The sequence below is a fragment of the Variovorax sp. dw_954 genome, from assembly GCF_018449755.1.
Lineage (GTDB): Bacteria > Pseudomonadota > Gammaproteobacteria > Burkholderiales > Burkholderiaceae_C > Variovorax.
Map to the genome: position 1 here is coordinate 505,814 of NZ_JAAVVD010000002.1, position 15,332 is coordinate 521,145.

The window sequence follows — 15,332 nt, forward strand, 5'->3', positions numbered from 1 at the left end:
CAACGGAGATTCCCAGCATGAACACGACCCACACGAATACGCGCCTGCCGACCTATTTCATCTCGCACGGCGGCGGCCCCTGGCCCTGGATGAAGAAGGAGATGGGCGACACCTACGCCCGGCTGGAGGCGTCGCTCGCCGACATGCCGCGCCAGATCGGCCGCAAGCCCCGCGCCATCCTGATGGTGTCGGCACATTGGGAGGAGCCTGCCTTCACGGTGCAGGCGAGCCCCAAGCCGCCGATGATCTACGACTACGGCGGCTTTCCGGCGCACACCTACCAGGTCCACTACAACGCGCCCGGTGCGCCGGACGTGGCATTGCGCGTGAAGCAGTTGATCGAGGCCGCGGGCCTGCCGGCCGCGATCGATGCCGAGCGCGGCTTCGACCACGGCGCGTTTTCACCGATGGCCGCGATCTATCCGGAGGCGGAGGTGCCGATGGTGCAGTTGTCGCTGCGGCGCGGGCTCGATCCGGCGGAGCACGTCGCGCTGGGCCGCGCGCTGGCGCCGCTGCGCGACGAGGACGTGCTCATCATCGGCAGCGGGCTCAGCTATCACAACCTGCGCAACTTCGGTCCGCAGGCGCACGGGGTGTCGAAGGCCTTCGACGACTGGCTCGATGAAGCGGTGGTGCAGGGCGCAGCGGCGGATCGTGCGCGGCAACTGGGCCAGTGGGCAGCGGCGCCGTCGGCCCGTGCGGCACATCCGCGCGAGGAGCACCTGATTCCGCTGATGGTTGCCGTCGGCGCGGCCGAGTCGGAGGAGGGCGTCCGCGTCTATCACGAGGACGACTTCATGGGTGGGCTGGTGGTGTCGAGTTACCGCTTCGGCGCGGCTGCAAACGCCTGATACGACTTTGCGATCGAACGCATCACTGCGACCGCCCGTCCTCGTCCCGCGCTCGCAGCCCCGCGCGTGATTGCCGCCCCCAGCTCCGATTCCCGGTCAGGAAAACCCACCACCCCATCGCCGCCCCCGTGTGCCGCAGGATCTGGAAGCTGAAGGGCTCGACCAGCGCGGCCATGACGGCCTGGAACAGCCCGGCCTCGCCGTGCTTGCCGATCCAGCGCCGATAGAGAAACACCGACCACAGGTGAAAGGCCAGGTCGAGCAAGATCTTCGCGCCGATCACGCCGGCCACCGGCGCCAGCACGCCGAGATCCCCGCGCACCAGGTACACCAGCAGCAGGAAGAACGCGGCCAGGCCATACAGCGGTTGCAGCGTGTCGATCGCCTTCACCGGCAGCATCAGGGTGCCGAGCCAGCCGTAGCGCCGGTCGCCGACCATCGCGCGGTACAGGTACTGCGTCTGCAGGAAGCCGCCGAACCAGCGCCGCCGCTGGCGCAGGAACGCCGGCACGCTGCTCGGCGCGTCGGTGTGCGCCTGCGCATCGCCGAGCACGCGCACGCGCCAGGGCAAGCCGTGCGCCTGCGCATAGCGGTGCAGGCGGTGGATGAGTTCGTAGTCTTCCACCAGGCATTCGGGGTCGAAGCCGCCGACCGCGCGCACCGCGTCGAGCCGGAAGCCGGCAAAGGCGCCGGAGACCAGCAACAGGCCGTTGAGCCGCATCCATGCATAGCGCGAGAGGAAGTTGCGGATGTATTCGTAGGTCTGGAACCACTGGAAGCAGCGCCCGCCCAGGCTGCGGCTGCAGACCGGCGTGATGACGCCGGTGGCCGCGACCAGCGACGGTTCCTCGGAGAAGGCACGGCGCACCGCGGCGATGGCCTTGTCGTCGAGCAGCGTGTCGCCGTCGACGGTGAGCACGGTGTCGGTGCGGATGCAGAGCATGGCCGCGTTCAGCGCGCGCGCCTTGCCGCCGTGGGGCAGCCGCAGCCACTGCAGCGATGGATACAAGGCGCTGGCCGGGCTGATCTCGCCCAGCGCGGGGGCGATGAGGCCGTAGCGCGTCTGCAGCAGTTCGGCGGTGCCGTCGGTCGAGCCGTCGTCGGCAATCGCGATCTGGTCGGGCGCATCGGTCTGGGCGAGCAGGGCGCCCAGCGTCACCGGCAGCACGGCGGCCTCGTTGTGCGAGGCGACGATGACGCCGACGGTGCAGGGTGGCGCGGGCATCGCCAGCCGGGTCTTCGCGCGAAGGATGGGCAAGGTGGCCCACGCGGTGAACAGCAGGAGCGCCGTGTCATAGGCCACGTAGGCCATGCCGACGGACCAGCTCCAGACGCCACCGGCCATGAAGGCCATGCTGAACAGCCCGATCCACAACAGCAGCACGCCGCCGTGGATGAGCACGCTGCGCCCGGGCGTGGGAGGTGGCGCCAGCCTGGGGGAGGCCGCGGCAAAGGCGTGCTGGAGGGAGTCTTTCAAATGGGGATCCAGTGGATTCGGGAGGTACGCAGGCCGCGGCCCGGACAATGCTGACAGACTCCGCCCAAGCCAGAAAATTCCGCATGCCTTCCATTCCCGACAAATACACGAAACCCGCCATCGTCCTGCATTGGGTGATCGCCGCGTTGATGGTGGTGAACGTCATCCTGGGCCTGTCGGCCGAAAGCCTGCGCGACGAGTGGATTCGACCGGTCGTCGACACGCACAAGTCGATCGGCATCACGGTGCTCGGGCTGGCCATCCTGCGGCTGCTCTGGCGCGCCACGCACAGGCCGCCGCCGATGCCCGGCAGCTACGGCCGGCTCGAGCGCCTGGGCGCGCATGCGGCGCATGGGGTGCTGTACCTGCTGATGTTCATGCTGCCGCTGTCGGGCTGGATGCACGATTCGGCCTGGAAGGATGCGGCCACGCATCCGATGCAGTACTTCGGCCTCTTCGAATGGCCGCGCATCGGCTGGATCATGGCCGTCGAACCGGAGACCAAAGAGCAGCTGCACGACCTGTTCGGCGCGGCCCACATGTGGATCGGCAACGTGCTCTACGTGATGTTCGCGCTGCATGTGCTGGGCGCGCTGAAGCATCAATTCCTCGACCGCGAAAAAGAACTCCAACGCATGTTGCCATGATGACTTTCTCACCCGATTCCGACGCGGGCGCGCGCGCTGTCATCGAGCGCATCGATGCGCTCTCCACTCACCACGACCCGGTGCACGAAGGCGTGCGCGTGCGCTGGCGGCGATTTGGCAGCGACGCCGGCAAGGCGCCACTGGTGCTGCTGCATGGCGGCCATGGCAGCTGGATGCATTGGCTGCGCAATGTGGAGGCGCTGTCGGCGGCGCGGGCCGTGTGGGTGCCGGACATGCCGGGCTTTGCAGAGTCCGGCACGCCCCCGGCGCCCGCGCCCGGCGAGGCCGCGATCGATCCGTTGCTGAAGGCCTTGGGTGGCACGCTCGATGCGCTCATCGGCGCCCGCACGCCGATCTGCCTCGGCGGCTTCTCGTTCGGTGGCCTGACGGCGGCCAAGTTCGCGGTGAAGCGCGGTGCGGTCGAGCGCCTGTTCCTGATCGGCAGCGGCGGCCATGCCACGTTGCGGCGGTTGAGCATCGAGATGATCAACTGGAAGAAGTCCGTGAATCGCGAGGCGGAGCGCGCCGCCCTTCAACACAACCTTGGCGCGCTGATGCTGCACGACAAGGCCTTCGACCCTCTGGCCTTCGAGATCCACGACATCTCCTGCCACGGCACGCGCTTTCGCAGCAAGGACGTATCGCTCTCGGGCGGCTTGCAGGCGGCGCTCGATGCGCTCGCGTGCCCGCAGTTGCTGGTGTGGGGCGAGTTCGACGTGACGGCCGATCCGCGGCCCGTGGTGGCAGCGTTGGTGGCAGGCCACCCGAACCGCGAGGGCGTGGTGATCGACGGCGCCGGCCACTGGACGCAGTACGAGCGGGCCGCAGAGATCAATGCGTTGTTGCTGCGTTGGCTCTGAATACGGGTACGGGTACGGGTACGGGTACCGAACGCAGAACGAATACAAAAACTACGCAAAGGTCGCAAAAAAATCCAGAAGAAACCCCTTTGGATTTCTTTTGCGACTTCTGCGTTCGGTTCCCGTTCCCTTCCCGCATCCTTCAACGCGCCTATCGCGCCTTCTTCGCCTTCTCGTACTTCTGCCAGTACAGGAACGGTTCCTCGTGCACTTCGATGTCGATCTCGCTGATGCGGGCCTGCAGGCGCTCCTGCACTTCCGCGACGGCTTGGTTGTAGATGAGGGGCCCGACCTCCTCGAGGAAGAAGCCCAGCAGCGCGCCGGCCGCGATGTTGCCGATGCGCTCCTCCATGTGTTCGTTGAAGTAGCGTTCGATGGAGGCGACAGCCTGCTGGCGCGCCTCGCGCGGGATCTCGATGGTCATGGCCTGACGAACTTGAGGACGAACTCGTCCTTGGGTTGCAAGGGCTCGGGCGTGTTCTTGTCGCGCGGGTCGTTCGGGTTTCGCAGGAACTGTCCTTCGGCCACCAGCCTGAAGCCGGCGCTTTCCACTTCGCTGCGCAGGAACGATTCCTCGACCCGGTGCAGCGTGCCAGATTCGGAGATGCCGGTGCCCGGGCGGCCTGCGTGGTCCGCGATCACGAACACCCCGCCCGGCTTCAAGGCGCGAAAGATGGCGCGGTTCATCTGCGCACGGTCCACGCCCATGAAGCCCAGGTCGTGGTAGTTGAACATCAGCGTGACCAGGTCGAGTCCGCCGTTAGCGACCGCGGACGGCACCGGGTCCTCGAAGCGTTGCGGCACGGCCATGATGGGCGCGGCGAGGGCGTTGGCATCCTTCAGCCTGGCATTGCGTTCGGCCAGCGCGACGGCGGAAGGGCGCGGTCCGGCCGGCGCGCCCGCAACGGGTGGCGGGTTTGGCGCTGGCGCCGCGCCGCCCGACATGCCCTCCGGGGCGGCGGGTGCCGGGGCCACGCGGTTGGGGTCGCGCTGTGGCATCTGGCCGTAGACCACGCCCGTCGGCCCGATCGCGCGTGCCAGCAACTCGGTGGTGTAGCCGCCGGCCGCGCTCACATCCAGCGCCACCATGCCCGGACGGACGCCGATGAAGGCGAGCATCTGGTCGGGCTTGCGGCGCAGATCGTTGATGCGATCGGGGCCGGTGCGGTCGGGGCTCGAGAGGATGGCGGCGATCCGGTCCTGCGATATCGCAGGCGGCTTGGTCGCACAGGCGTCCAGCAGGCAGACGACCGCTGCGAGCAGGAGGAAAAAGGCCCCTTGGAGAGTTCTTTGCGCGTACATCGGTTGACCTGCCATCCTGTCGAGGTGCGCAGAGTTTAGTCAGCCGCGCCCTTCATGGCGACTGTTCCGTACATTCGAGGATCAGAACGTCGCGTTGGGAAACATCGCCTGGCGTTGCATCGACGGCCGACCTCCGCAACACTCGGTGGCTTTCCCCAAAGGACCATGCCATGACGATTGCACGCACCCGTACCGTGTCGGCCGCCGCGCTGCCCATCGTGCTGCTGGCAAGCGCGCAGGCGTTCGCCGCGTCGCCCAGCTTCAGCTGTGCCAAGCCCGATGGCGCCGCGGAAGAAGCCATCTGCAAGGACGATGCCCTGGCGGCACTGGACCGCGAGAACGCACGCGTCTACGGCCTCGTGCGCGGCGCATCCGGCCTGAGTTACGTGAAGAAGAACGCGCTCATCGCGACGCAGCGCGGCTGGATCAAGGGGCGAAACGACTGCTGGAAGTCGGAGGATGCGAAGGCCTGCATCCGCGATCAGTATGTGATACGCATCGCGGAATTGCGCGCTGGCTATGCGGCGGCGCGCACGAAAGGCGGCGTCGGTATCGGCCCCGTGGCTATCAAGTGCCCGGGCACGGTCGCCATGAACGCGACCTTCGTCAACGTCGACCCGCCGCTGGCCTACCTCGCCGGCGGCGACAACAGCCTCGTGATGACGATCGCCCAGTCAGGCTCGGGTGCGAGGTACACAGGCAAGTACCCGCAGGGAGAAGCCACGTTCTGGCAGAAGGGGCCCGAGGCCATCGTGCAGCTGCCGGGCGGCAAGGAAATGACTTGCAGTGTCGGGAAGCTGGACTGACGCGACGCCGCGTACCCACTGCGCCTCTACCTCGTCAACCCGGCAGGTACTTCGCCAGTTCCCGCTCGATCACCTTCGGGTCGTCCTTCATCCCTGCGTTGATCCAGCCGGCGAAGTCGCCGACGTAGACCTCCTCGTCGCCGTTCTCGAGTCCGGCCAGCACGGCCTTGGCGACTTCCGCAGGAGAGGACATCGGCCCCTGGAAGTCCTTGCTCATCTCGGTATCGACCGCACCCGGCATCACGGCCACGACCAGCGTGCCCTTGGCCGCGAGTTCGGCGCGCACGCCTTCGGTCATGCGCAGGCCGGCGGCCTTGGCGGCGCACAGCGAGCCCATGCCCGGGATCGTGACCTTCGCGAGGATCGACATCATGTTGACGATGGCGCCGTTGCCGTCCAACTGCGGCGCGAAGGCGCGGCACATGGCCAGCGTGCCCAGGTAGTTGGTCGTGACCTCGGCCTGCGCGTCGTCGAGCGAGCCCGCCGAAAGGAAGCCCTGGTGGCGGTTGATACCGGCGTTGTTGACCAGCAGGTTGACGTCGGTGCAGCGCGCCTTCGCGGCGTCGATCTGTTCGGCGCGCGTGATGTCGAGGGTCAGCAGTTCGAGCCGGCCCGGATGCGCCTTGGCCAGCGCATCGAGCGATGCGGTGTTGCGCGCGGTCGCATAGACCTTCCTGGCGCCCGCGGCCAGCAGTTGCTGTACCAGTTCGAGGCCGATGCCGCGGTTGGCGCCGGTGACGAGGGCGATGGCGTTCTGGATCTTCATGGTGGCGGTCTCTTTCTTCAGTGAAACGGGATGCGTCGACGACAACCAGTCGTCGTCGATTTCGGGCAGGGGAATGGCGTCGAGCAATGCCTGCGTGTACGGATGCTGCGGATGGGCGAAGACGGATTCGGTAGGGCCGTGCTCGAGGATGCGGCCTTCGCGCATCACGACCACGCGGTCGCAGAGCACGCGCACCACCGACAGGTCATGGGTCACGAAGATCATGCCCATGCCCAGGCGCGCGCGCAACTCGCGCAGCAGCAGGAGGATGCGCGCCTGCGTCGACACGTCGAGGCCCGAGACGATCTCGTCGGCGACGATCAGGTCGGGCTCCAGCGCGATGGCGCGCGCGATGCCGACGCGCTGGCGCTGGCCGCCCGACAGCTCATGCGGATAGCGGCGGGCAAATTCGGCGGGCAGGCTGACCTGTTCCAGCAGGGCCGCGGCCTTGTGCTCGAGCGCGGCCCGGGTCGGCGACGGGCCGAGCGCGCCATAGCTCAGCAAGGGTTGCACCACGATCTCGCCGATGCGGCGCCGGGGATTCAATGCCGAGAGCGGGTCCTGGAAGATCATCTGCATGCGGGCGCGCAAGGGCCGCAATTCGACCTCGCCCATGTGCGTGACCTCGCGGCCGGCGAAGACGATCTCGCCTTGCTGCGGCTCGTAGAGGCGCAGCACCGTGCGCGCGAGCGTCGTCTTGCCCGAGCCCGATTCGCCCACCAGCGCGACGCACTCGCCACGCGCAACCGTCAGGTCGATCTCGTGCAGGATCGGTCGCAGCGGCGGCTTGCCGAACAGCGGGCGCATCGCCATGTCGGCCAGCGCCAGCGAGAGACCGCGCACGTCCAGCAGCGCCTCAGCCATGCGGGTCCGCTTTCATGCGGGCGTGGAATGCGAGGTCGTAGCTCCGGGCCCTTGCCCAGAGGGCATCGGTGACGCCCGGGTCGATCGGCCGCAGCGCTTCCGCCGGGCGGTCGTACCGTGGCGTCGCAGCGAAGAGGGCGCGCGTGTAGTCGGTGCGCGGCGACTCGATGATGGCGCGCACGGTGCCGTGCTCGACGATCCTGCCCGAATGGATGACGCTCACGGTGTCGCACAGCTTGGCAACCAGCCCGAGGTTGTGGGTGATGAACAGCACGGCTGCCCCCTCGTCGCGTTGCAGGTCGCGCAGCAGGCGCAGCACCTGGCGCTGCACGGTGACGTCGAGCGCGGTGGTCGGCTCGTCGGCAATGATGAGCTTCGGCTTGCAGGCGAAGGCCATTGCGATCAGGACGCGCTGGCGCATCCCGCCGGACAACTCGTGCGGGTACTGGCGCACCACGATGGCGGGCGAGCGCACTTGCACCGAGTCCAGCAGTTCCACGGCGCGCGCCATGGCCTGCCTCGCGTCGAGCTTCAGGTGCAGGCGCAGCACGTCGCCGAGTTGGGCGCCGATCGTGTGGCCGGGGTTCAGTGCGGTCAGCGGATCCTGCGGGATCAGCGCGATGTCGCGGCCGAGGTATTCGCGCCGGGCCGACGGGCGCATGCCCAGCCAGTCCAGCCCCAGGAAGCGGATGCTGCCCGCAACGACCCGCATTTCCGGTGGCGTGATGCCGAGCACCGTGCGTCCGACCATGCTCTTGCCCGCACCGGATTCGCCCACGAGTGCATGCACTTCGCCGGCGCCGATGTCCAGGTCGATGCCGCGCAGGATCAGGCGTTCGGCGCGACCGCGCGTGGCGCGCAACGCGAGGTGCAGGTTGTCGATCTGCAGCGTGGTGCTCATGTCATGGCCGCTTCGCCATCAGCGGATCGAGCGACTCGCGCAGGCCGTCGCCCAAGGCATTGCAGGCCAGCACCGTGAGCGCGATGGCGCCGATGGGCAGGCCCAGCAGCCACGGCGTCTGGTTGACGTACAGGCGGCCTTCCTGCACCAGGCCGCCCCAGGTCGGCATGTCGCTCGACACCGACAGGCCCACGAAGGAGAGGATGGCTTCCACCACCACCGCCACGCCCATCTCCAGCGTGAACAGCGTGAGCAGCAGCGGCACGACGTTGGGCAGCACCTCGCGCCACAGGGTGGCGCTGCGCGACTGGCCGATGGTGCGCGCGGAGGTGACGTAGTCGAGGCTGGCTTGCACCTGGGTTTCCGCACGCACGACGCGGCAGAAGCGGGTCCAGTCGATCACGGCGATGGCGAGCACCACCGACCCGAGTCCTGTGCCGACGACGGCGACCAGCACGATCGACAGCAGCACCGCCGGGAAGGACATCCAGACGTCGACCAGGCGCGAGATGCCGGCGTCGACGAGGCCGCCGTGAAAGCCGGCCCACAGCCCCAGTGCCGTGCCGATCAGCGCTGCAAACGTCGCGCCCGCGAAAGCCACGATCATCGCGGGCCGCGCGCCGTAGATGAGGCGCGAGAGGATGTCGCGGCCGAGGCTGTCGGTGCCGAAGATGTGCGTCGCGTCGCCGTCCGCGCTCCACGCAGGCGGCAGGCTGGCGGCCATCAAGTCCTGGTCCAGCGGATCATGCGGCGCGATCCATTTCGCCAACACGGCGCAGCACAGCACCAGCCCGATCACCACGAGGCCGAACCACACGCGCTTCTGCAAATGAACCTTCATCGGCGCAGCTTCGGATTCAGGCGGATGTTGATCAGGTCGACCGCGAGATTCACCACGATGAACAGCACCGCGAAGGTCAGGACGATGCCCTGGATCAGCGGCAGGTCGCGGTTGATGACGGCGTCGATGGCCATGTTGCCCAGTCCCGGCAGGCCGAACAGCTTTTCGATCAGCACCGTGCCGCCGATCAGGAACGTGAACTGCACGCCTGTGAGCGTCAAGGCCGGCCCGAGCGCGTTGCGCAAGGCCTCGCGCCACAGCACCTGCCACGGACTGAAGCCCTTGACGCGGGCGATGAGGATGTAGTCCTGCGCCAGCACCTCCAGCAGCGAGGCCTTGAGCACGCGCGAGATCATCGCGGCCAGCGGCAAGGCCAGCGACAGTGCCGGCCACAGCATGTGATAGAGGGCCGAGCCAAAGACATCGAAGCGCCCGCGCAGGAGGCTTTCGAACAGCACAAAGCCGGTCGCCGAATCGAAGCGCAGGTCCGCATCGAGCAAGCCGAACACCGGCAGCACCGGCAGCAGCACGCCCAGGAACAGGATGCCGGCCAGGCCCCAGAGGAAATCGGGAATAGCCGTCACGAAACCGGTCCACACGTCGACGCCGCGTTCGATGAGGGTGCCGCGCCAGGTGATCGCCGCCAACGCCGCCGCGCCACCGATCAGCACCGCGAGCAGCAGCGCGAGCATCGACAGCTCCAGCGTCAGCGGAAGGTGCTCGCGCACCAGGTCCAGCACGTCGCGCTTCAAGGTGATCGACTGGCCGAAGTGCCCGACAGAAGCCTGCCCCAGGTAGATGAAGAACTGCGCCGGCAGGCTCTTGTCGAAGCCGTACAGGGCGCGCAGTGCCCGGATGTCGTCCGGCGAGGCGCCCGGCCCGATCATCATCGCGATCGGGTCTCCGGGCGCCACGCGCAGCAGCACGAACACCACCACCAGCACGCCCAGCAAGGTAGGCAGCGCCCACAGCAGGCGCCTCATTCCGCCGCCGCTCCGACCCGATAGCTTGCCGCGCCGCCTTGACCCGGTGACGGAATCAACGGCATGCAATCACGCCTTCGACCCCTTGGTCACCGACTGCGCCAGCAGGTACCCGGCCAGGTGCGGCTTCACTGCGACCGACTTCTTGAACAGGATGGTCTGCACCTGCTGGTAGAGCGGAAGCACCAGCGCGTTCTCCGCGATGAACTTGTCGACCTTTTTCCAGCCGGCGATACGCTTGGACTCGTCCTTCTCGCCCCACAGCGGGCCGATCATCGCGTCGACGTCCTTCGACTTCCAGCCGGAATGCGGGCTGGGGCCGAACATCGCGAAGCCGGTCGAGTCGTTGGGGTCGCCGATGGCGTCGCCCCAGTTGTAGAAGGCCATCGGCGCGAGCTTGTGGCTCAGGCGCAGCTCGAAGTGCTTGGCGATCTCGTAGACCTCGATCTCCGCCTCGATGCCGACCTTGCGCCACATGCCGACGATGGCCTGCACCGTCTCGTAGTCCTTCGGCAGGTAGCCGCGCGTGGTCTGGATCTTGAACTTGACCGGCTTGGCGACGCTGTAGCCGGACTTGGCGAGCAGTTGCTTGGCCAGCTCGGGGTCGTACTTGACCTTGGTGCTCGGGTCGAATGCGGCGTACTGCGGCACCTGCAGGGTGTCGATGGCTACGCCGTAGCCGCGCAGCAACTGCTTGACGATGGCCTGCTTGTCGACCGCGTGCACGGCGGCCATGCGCACGTTGGCATCGGTCAGCGGCTCGACATCGGTGATGAACAGCATCGCGATGTCGGTGATCGGTGAACTCACGCCGCTGAGGTGCGGCAGCTTCCGGAGCCGGTCGAACTCCTCGAAGGGCACGCCGAGCGTCACGTCCGACTTGCCGCTCTCGATCTCGGCCACGCGCGCGCTCGGATCGGTCACGAACTTGATCATCACGCTCCTGAACGCGGGCTTCGGGCCCCAGTACTTGTCGAAGGCCTTGAGCTTGACATACGAGCCTTGCACGAACTCGTCGATCATGTAAGGGCCCGAGCCGATCGGCTGCTTTTCGAAGCCGGCCGCGCCCACCTTCTCGTAGTGCGCCTGCGGGATCATGAAGCCGGTGAGGAAGGCCATCCACTTGAAGTAGTCGGCCACGTACTGCTTCACGTCGGCGGTGATCTTGTTGCCGGAGACCTGGAAGTTGTCGACGCTCGACCAGATGATCCCGGCCACCGGGTTGCCCGCCTTCGGGTCGCCGGCGCGCTTGAGGTTCCACACCACGTCGGCGGCGGTGACGGGCGTGCCGTCGTGCCACAGCGCGCCCTGGCGCAGCTCGATCTCGATCTTCGTCTTGTCGGCGTTCCAGCCCCACTTGCTGATGAGGCCGGGCTTGAAGGACAGGTCGGCTGCCTGGTCGATGTACTGGTCGAACACGGCCTTCCAGATGCCCTGGATCGACGGGTTCACTGCCGAGGGGCCGGTGGTCGGGTCCCAGCTGGGCAGGCCGACGTTGTAGGCGATGGTGAGCGTGTCGGCCTGCTGCGCATGGGCCGAGGACAGGAGGATGCCAGTGAGCGGGCTGGCGCCGAGGGCGGCCCCGGCTCCGGCCTGGATGAAGCGGCGGCGATCGAATTCGAACATGGAAGCACCTCGGTGGTTGTGGAGACGGGCGGTTGGGAAAAGATGCCGGTGTCGGCGGGAAGAGGGCGCTTCGCGGCGTCTGCTTACTTGTCTGGTGCCTTGGGCGACCAGAGTACCGTGCGAGCCGTTGCCTCGTAGGCCATGCCGCGCGGGTAGCTGATGAGTTCCAGCTGCAAGCCCCAGGGCGCGAGGAAGTAGTTGATGGTCTGGCCCGCGGCCGGCCCTTCTGTCACCGGCAGCGGGCCGGCCAGCACACGCACGCCTTGCGCCTTCAGGTAGGCGACGGCGGTGTCGATGTCATCGACGTAGAACGCCAGGTGGTGGCCGCCGATGTCGCTGTTCTTCGGGATGTCGTTGCGCTGGTCGGGTGCGCTGTACTGGAAGAGCTCGATGTTCGAGCCCATGCCGCACCGCAGCAGGGCGATCTGCTCGATGACGGCGCGCGGATGCACATTGAGCGTGTCGGCCATGAAGCTGCCGCTGTCGTCGCGGAACGGACCGAAGGTGGTGATCAGCTCGCAGCCGACCACGTCGACGAAGAAGCGGATGGCAGCCTCGAGGTCGGGCACCGTGATGCCAGTGTGGTCATGCCCGCGCAGGCTCGGGATGCCACGCGATGCGGCGGGTGCGCCGGAAGCGCCACTCTTTTCCAATGCCGCCTGCAGGCGATGTGCTTTGCGTTTCATCTCGTTGTCTTCCGTTTTGAGCCGACTGACAATTCGGCAAGCAGCTTCCGCGCCAGCAAACTGCTTTACACCTAAACTATATGAGCGTAATGTTTGCCACCCCACTCTGGAGAACCCTACATGGCAGGTCAGTACATCGACATGAAGGCCGCTGACGGCAGCGGCACGTTCCGAGGCTATCTCGCGTTACCTGCATCGGGCAAGGGCCCGGGCCTGGTGATCGCGCAGGAGATATTCGGCGTCAACAAGACCATGCGCGACGTGGCCGACTACTACGCCGAGGAAGGCTACGTCGTTCTCGTGCCGGACATCTTCTGGCGCCAGGAGCCGAATGTCGAACTGGGCTATACCGAGGCCGACTGGCAGCGCGCCTTCGGCTTCTACCAGGGCTTCGACGAAGCCAAGGGCGTCGAAGACATCCAGACCGCGATCACGGCGCTGCGGGGCCGGCCCGAAGTGAGCAACAAGAAGGTGGGCGTGCTGGGCTTCTGCCTGGGGGGCAAGCTGGCGTACCTGGCAGCCACGCGCACCGATGCCGACGTGTCGGTGGGCTACTACGGCGTGGGCATCGACGCCGCGCTGGTCGAGGCCGACAACATCACGAAGCCGCTGGTGCTGCACGTTGCCGAACTCGACAAGTTCTGCCCGCCCGAGGCGCGCGACAAGATCGTGAAGGCGCTGAGCGGCCGTCCGAACGTCACGGTCTACCAGTACCCCGGCCAGGACCACGCTTTCGTGCGCGCCGGCGGCGAGCACTATCACAAGCCGTCCGCGCTGATGGCGCACGAGCGCAGCATCGGCGCGTTGAAGGGCGCGATGGGCCCGCACTACGACCTGTCGGCGCTGTGGGACAAGCACTGCGAATACGAGTTCGGCACGCGCAATGTGGACGACACGATGAGCACGATGGTCGCCGAGCCGTACGTGAACCACATCCCGACCATGACGGGCGGCGTGGGCTACAAGCAGTTGCACCGCTTCTACAGCGACCATTTCGTCAACAGCAACCCGCCGGACACGGCGCTGGTCCCGATCTCGCGCACCGTGGGCGCGACGCAGGTGGTCGACGAGATGCTGTTCACCTTCACCCATACGACCGAGATCCCGTGGATGCTGCCAGGCGTGAAACCGACGGGCAAGCGCGTCGAAGTGCCCTTGCTCGCGGTGATCAAGTTCCGCGGCGACAAGCTCTACCACGAGCACATCTACTGGGACCAGGCGAGCGTGCTGGTGCAGGTCGGGCTGCTGGATCCCAAGTTGGTGCCGGCGGCTGGCGTGGAGACGGGCAAGAAGCTTCTGGACGAGACCTTGCCGTCGAACACGTTGATGCCGGAGTGGAAGGCCTGATCGCGCTGCGAGCAGTTTGACGCGGGCGCGGCGTCGGCGGCGGCGCATCCCTCTTGCTCCCTCTCCCCTCGGGGAGAGGGCAGGGGTGAGGGGGCGGTCCTCTCCAGAGAACGGATGCCGGATTCGACCAAATCCTGCCGGAACCGGCTTGCGTTGCCGCCCCCTTGGGTTGCACGATACGAAGACCCACAACTGGAGCTCCCCGATGAAGTTTCGATCGATTGCGGCCGCGCTGGCCGTTGCTGCCGCCATGGCACCGGCCTGTGCGGCGGACAAGATCAAGGTGGGCTTCCTGTCCACGCTCTCGGGCCCCGGCGGCGCACTCGGCGTCGACATCCGTGACGGCTTCCAGCTGGCGCTCAAGCACCGCGGCGACAAGCTCGGCGGCCTGCCTGTCGAGCTGAGCATCGTCGACGACCAGCAAAGCGCAGACACCGGCCGCCAGGCCGCCGAACGAATGCTCAAGCGCGACAAGGTGGATGTCATGACCGGCATGGTCTTCTCCAACGTGCTGCTGCCGATCATGCCCGGCATCCTCGGCAACGACACCGTCTACCTCTCGACCAACACCGGCCCCGCCGAATACGCCGGCGACAAGTGCAACAAGAATTTCTTCGCCGTCGCCTGGCAGAACGAGGACATCCCCGCGGCCATGGGTCAGTACGTGTCCGAGAAGGGCCACAAGAGCGTGTTCCTCATCGCGCCCAACTACCCCGGCGGGCGTGAGTCCATCGGCGGCTTCAAGCGGCTCTACAAGGGCAAGATCGCCGAGGAGGTCTACGTGAAGATGGGTCAACTCGACTTCTCGTCCGAGCTGGCGCAACTGCGCGCATCGGGCGCTGACGCGGCCTTCTTCTTCCTCCCGGGCGGCATGGGCATCAGCTTCATCAAGCAACTGGTCGCCTCGGGGCTGACCAAGGATGTGACGCTCTACGCGCCGGGCTTCTCGGGCGACCAGGACACCATCAAGGCCGTCGGCGAGCCGATGCTCGGAATGTTCAATTCTTCGCAGTGGGCCGCCGACCTGCCGGGCGAGGCCAACCAGAAGTTCGTCGCCGACTTCGAGAAGGAATACGGCCGCATCCCCACGCTCTATGCCTCGCAAGGCTACGACGCCGCGATGCTGCTCGATGGCGCGGTGCGCGACATCAAGGGCAAGATCGAGGACAAGAACGCCTTTCGCAAGGCACTGCGCGCGGCCAACTTCAAGTCGGTGCGCGGCAACTTCAAGTTCAACGTCAACCAGTATCCGATCCAGAACTACTACCTGCGGGTGGTCGGCCGCGACAAGCAGGGCCGCATCGTCAACAGGACCATGAAGACCATCCTGGTGGACTACCACGATCCGTTCGCGTCCACCTGCAAGATGCAGTGA

15 protein-coding genes are annotated in these 15,332 nt (G+C 66.8%); 6 read left to right on the top strand and 9 right to left on the bottom strand.

What is annotated here, in order from left to right:
• The first annotated feature begins 17 nt into the window (after positions 1 to 17).
• Complete coding sequence (locus HB681_RS05475; RefSeq protein ID WP_213953753.1) at positions 18 to 851, top strand: class III extradiol ring-cleavage dioxygenase; 834 nt, start codon at positions 18 to 20, stop codon at positions 849 to 851.
• 22 nt (positions 852 to 873) lie between these two features.
• Here HB681_RS05475 and HB681_RS05480 read toward each other — a convergent pair whose 3' ends face one another.
• Positions 874 to 2,328, bottom strand: a complete 1,455-nt coding sequence (locus HB681_RS05480) for a glycosyltransferase (RefSeq protein ID WP_213953754.1) — start codon at positions 2,326 to 2,328, stop codon at positions 874 to 876.
• 83 nt (positions 2,329 to 2,411) lie between these two features.
• Between HB681_RS05480 and HB681_RS05485 the strand changes: the two genes are divergently transcribed.
• Together HB681_RS05485 and HB681_RS05490 are read left to right on the top strand one after the other, a co-directional pair.
• Positions 2,412 to 2,975 (top strand): cytochrome b, encoded by a 564-nt coding sequence (locus tag HB681_RS05485; protein ID WP_213953755.1) that lies wholly within the window; start codon positions 2,412 to 2,414, stop codon positions 2,973 to 2,975.
• Entirely contained in the window at positions 2,972 to 3,835 is an 864-nt protein-coding gene (locus tag HB681_RS05490; protein ID WP_213953756.1) for an alpha/beta fold hydrolase, read from the top strand. Before HB681_RS05485 ends, HB681_RS05490 begins: the two co-directional genes overlap by 4 nt.
• A gap of 151 nt (positions 3,836 to 3,986) precedes the next feature.
• Here HB681_RS05490 and HB681_RS05495 read toward each other — a convergent pair whose 3' ends face one another.
• Together HB681_RS05495 and HB681_RS05500 are read right to left on the bottom strand one after the other, a co-directional pair.
• Positions 3,987 to 4,259 (bottom strand): DUF2164 domain-containing protein, encoded by a 273-nt coding sequence (locus tag HB681_RS05495; protein ID WP_213953757.1) that lies wholly within the window; start codon positions 4,257 to 4,259, stop codon positions 3,987 to 3,989.
• Positions 4,256 to 5,137, bottom strand: a complete 882-nt coding sequence (locus HB681_RS05500; RefSeq protein ID WP_213953758.1) for a hypothetical protein — start codon at positions 5,135 to 5,137, stop codon at positions 4,256 to 4,258. The genes HB681_RS05495 and HB681_RS05500 overlap by 4 nt, the downstream gene beginning before the upstream one ends.
• Before the next feature lie 170 nt (positions 5,138 to 5,307).
• Here HB681_RS05500 and HB681_RS05505 point away from each other — a divergent pair, with 170 nt between their 5' ends.
• On the top strand, positions 5,308 to 5,943 hold the full coding sequence (locus HB681_RS05505; protein ID WP_213953759.1) for an MliC family protein: 636 nt from the start codon (positions 5,308 to 5,310) through the stop codon (positions 5,941 to 5,943).
• A gap of 34 nt (positions 5,944 to 5,977) precedes the next feature.
• On the opposite strand, the gene HB681_RS05510 is transcribed toward HB681_RS05505, so the two are convergent.
• The 6 genes from HB681_RS05510 to HB681_RS05535 form a co-directional block, all read right to left on the bottom strand.
• Entirely contained in the window at positions 5,978 to 7,573 is a 1,596-nt protein-coding gene (locus tag HB681_RS05510; protein ID WP_213953760.1) for an SDR family NAD(P)-dependent oxidoreductase, read from the bottom strand.
• Positions 7,566 to 8,474, bottom strand: coding sequence for an ABC transporter ATP-binding protein (locus tag HB681_RS05515; protein ID WP_213953761.1), 909 nt, complete (start codon positions 8,472 to 8,474; stop codon positions 7,566 to 7,568). Before HB681_RS05515 ends, HB681_RS05510 begins: the two co-directional genes overlap by 8 nt.
• 1 nt (position 8,475) lies before the next feature.
• On the bottom strand, positions 8,476 to 9,315 hold the full coding sequence (locus HB681_RS05520; protein ID WP_213953762.1) for an ABC transporter permease: 840 nt from the start codon (positions 9,313 to 9,315) through the stop codon (positions 8,476 to 8,478).
• Positions 9,312 to 10,298, bottom strand: coding sequence for an ABC transporter permease (locus tag HB681_RS05525; RefSeq protein WP_213953763.1), 987 nt, complete (start codon positions 10,296 to 10,298; stop codon positions 9,312 to 9,314). The genes HB681_RS05520 and HB681_RS05525 overlap by 4 nt, the downstream gene beginning before the upstream one ends.
• 69 nt (positions 10,299 to 10,367) lie before the next feature.
• The gene (locus HB681_RS05530) at positions 10,368 to 11,924 is read right to left on the bottom strand and encodes an ABC transporter substrate-binding protein (RefSeq protein WP_213953764.1); all 1,557 of its coding nucleotides are present in this window, start codon (positions 11,922 to 11,924) and stop codon (positions 10,368 to 10,370) included.
• 83 nt (positions 11,925 to 12,007) lie between these two features.
• The gene (locus tag HB681_RS05535; protein WP_213953765.1) at positions 12,008 to 12,610 is read right to left on the bottom strand and encodes a VOC family protein; all 603 of its coding nucleotides are present in this window, start codon (positions 12,608 to 12,610) and stop codon (positions 12,008 to 12,010) included.
• Between the two features lie 120 nt (positions 12,611 to 12,730).
• On the opposite strand from HB681_RS05535, the gene HB681_RS05540 reads away from it, so the two are divergent.
• Together HB681_RS05540 and HB681_RS05545 are read left to right on the top strand one after the other, a co-directional pair.
• Positions 12,731 to 13,957 carry a dienelactone hydrolase family protein gene (locus HB681_RS05540; protein WP_213953766.1) on the top strand — a complete coding sequence of 409 codons (1,227 nt, stop codon included), beginning with the start codon at positions 12,731 to 12,733 and terminating at the stop codon, positions 13,955 to 13,957.
• Positions 13,958 to 14,162: 205 nt separating this feature from the next.
• Entirely contained in the window at positions 14,163 to 15,332 is a 1,170-nt protein-coding gene (locus HB681_RS05545; protein ID WP_213953767.1) for an ABC transporter substrate-binding protein, read from the top strand.

Coding starts and splice junctions, on each gene's coding strand:
- HB681_RS05475 (WP_213953753.1), top strand. CDS start 18: ATGAACACGACCCACACGAATACGCGCCTGCCGACCTATTTCATCTCG.
- HB681_RS05485 (WP_213953755.1), top strand. CDS start 2,412: ATGCCTTCCATTCCCGACAAATACACGAAACCCGCCATCGTCCTGCAT.
- HB681_RS05490 (WP_213953756.1), top strand. CDS start 2,972: ATGATGACTTTCTCACCCGATTCCGACGCGGGCGCGCGCGCTGTCATC.
- HB681_RS05495 (WP_213953757.1), bottom strand. CDS start 4,259: ATGACCATCGAGATCCCGCGCGAGGCGCGCCAGCAGGCTGTCGCCTCC.
- HB681_RS05500 (WP_213953758.1), bottom strand. CDS start 5,137: ATGTACGCGCAAAGAACTCTCCAAGGGGCCTTTTTCCTCCTGCTCGCA.
- HB681_RS05505 (WP_213953759.1), top strand. CDS start 5,308: ATGACGATTGCACGCACCCGTACCGTGTCGGCCGCCGCGCTGCCCATC.
- HB681_RS05510 (WP_213953760.1), bottom strand. CDS start 7,573: ATGGCTGAGGCGCTGCTGGACGTGCGCGGTCTCTCGCTGGCGCTGGCC.
- HB681_RS05515 (WP_213953761.1), bottom strand. CDS start 8,474: ATGAGCACCACGCTGCAGATCGACAACCTGCACCTCGCGTTGCGCGCC.
- HB681_RS05520 (WP_213953762.1), bottom strand. CDS start 9,315: ATGAAGGTTCATTTGCAGAAGCGCGTGTGGTTCGGCCTCGTGGTGATC.
- HB681_RS05525 (WP_213953763.1), bottom strand. CDS start 10,298: ATGAGGCGCCTGCTGTGGGCGCTGCCTACCTTGCTGGGCGTGCTGGTG.
- HB681_RS05530 (WP_213953764.1), bottom strand. CDS start 11,924: ATGTTCGAATTCGATCGCCGCCGCTTCATCCAGGCCGGAGCCGGGGCC.
- HB681_RS05535 (WP_213953765.1), bottom strand. CDS start 12,610: ATGAAACGCAAAGCACATCGCCTGCAGGCGGCATTGGAAAAGAGTGGC.
- HB681_RS05540 (WP_213953766.1), top strand. CDS start 12,731: ATGGCAGGTCAGTACATCGACATGAAGGCCGCTGACGGCAGCGGCACG.
- HB681_RS05545 (WP_213953767.1), top strand. CDS start 14,163: ATGAAGTTTCGATCGATTGCGGCCGCGCTGGCCGTTGCTGCCGCCATG.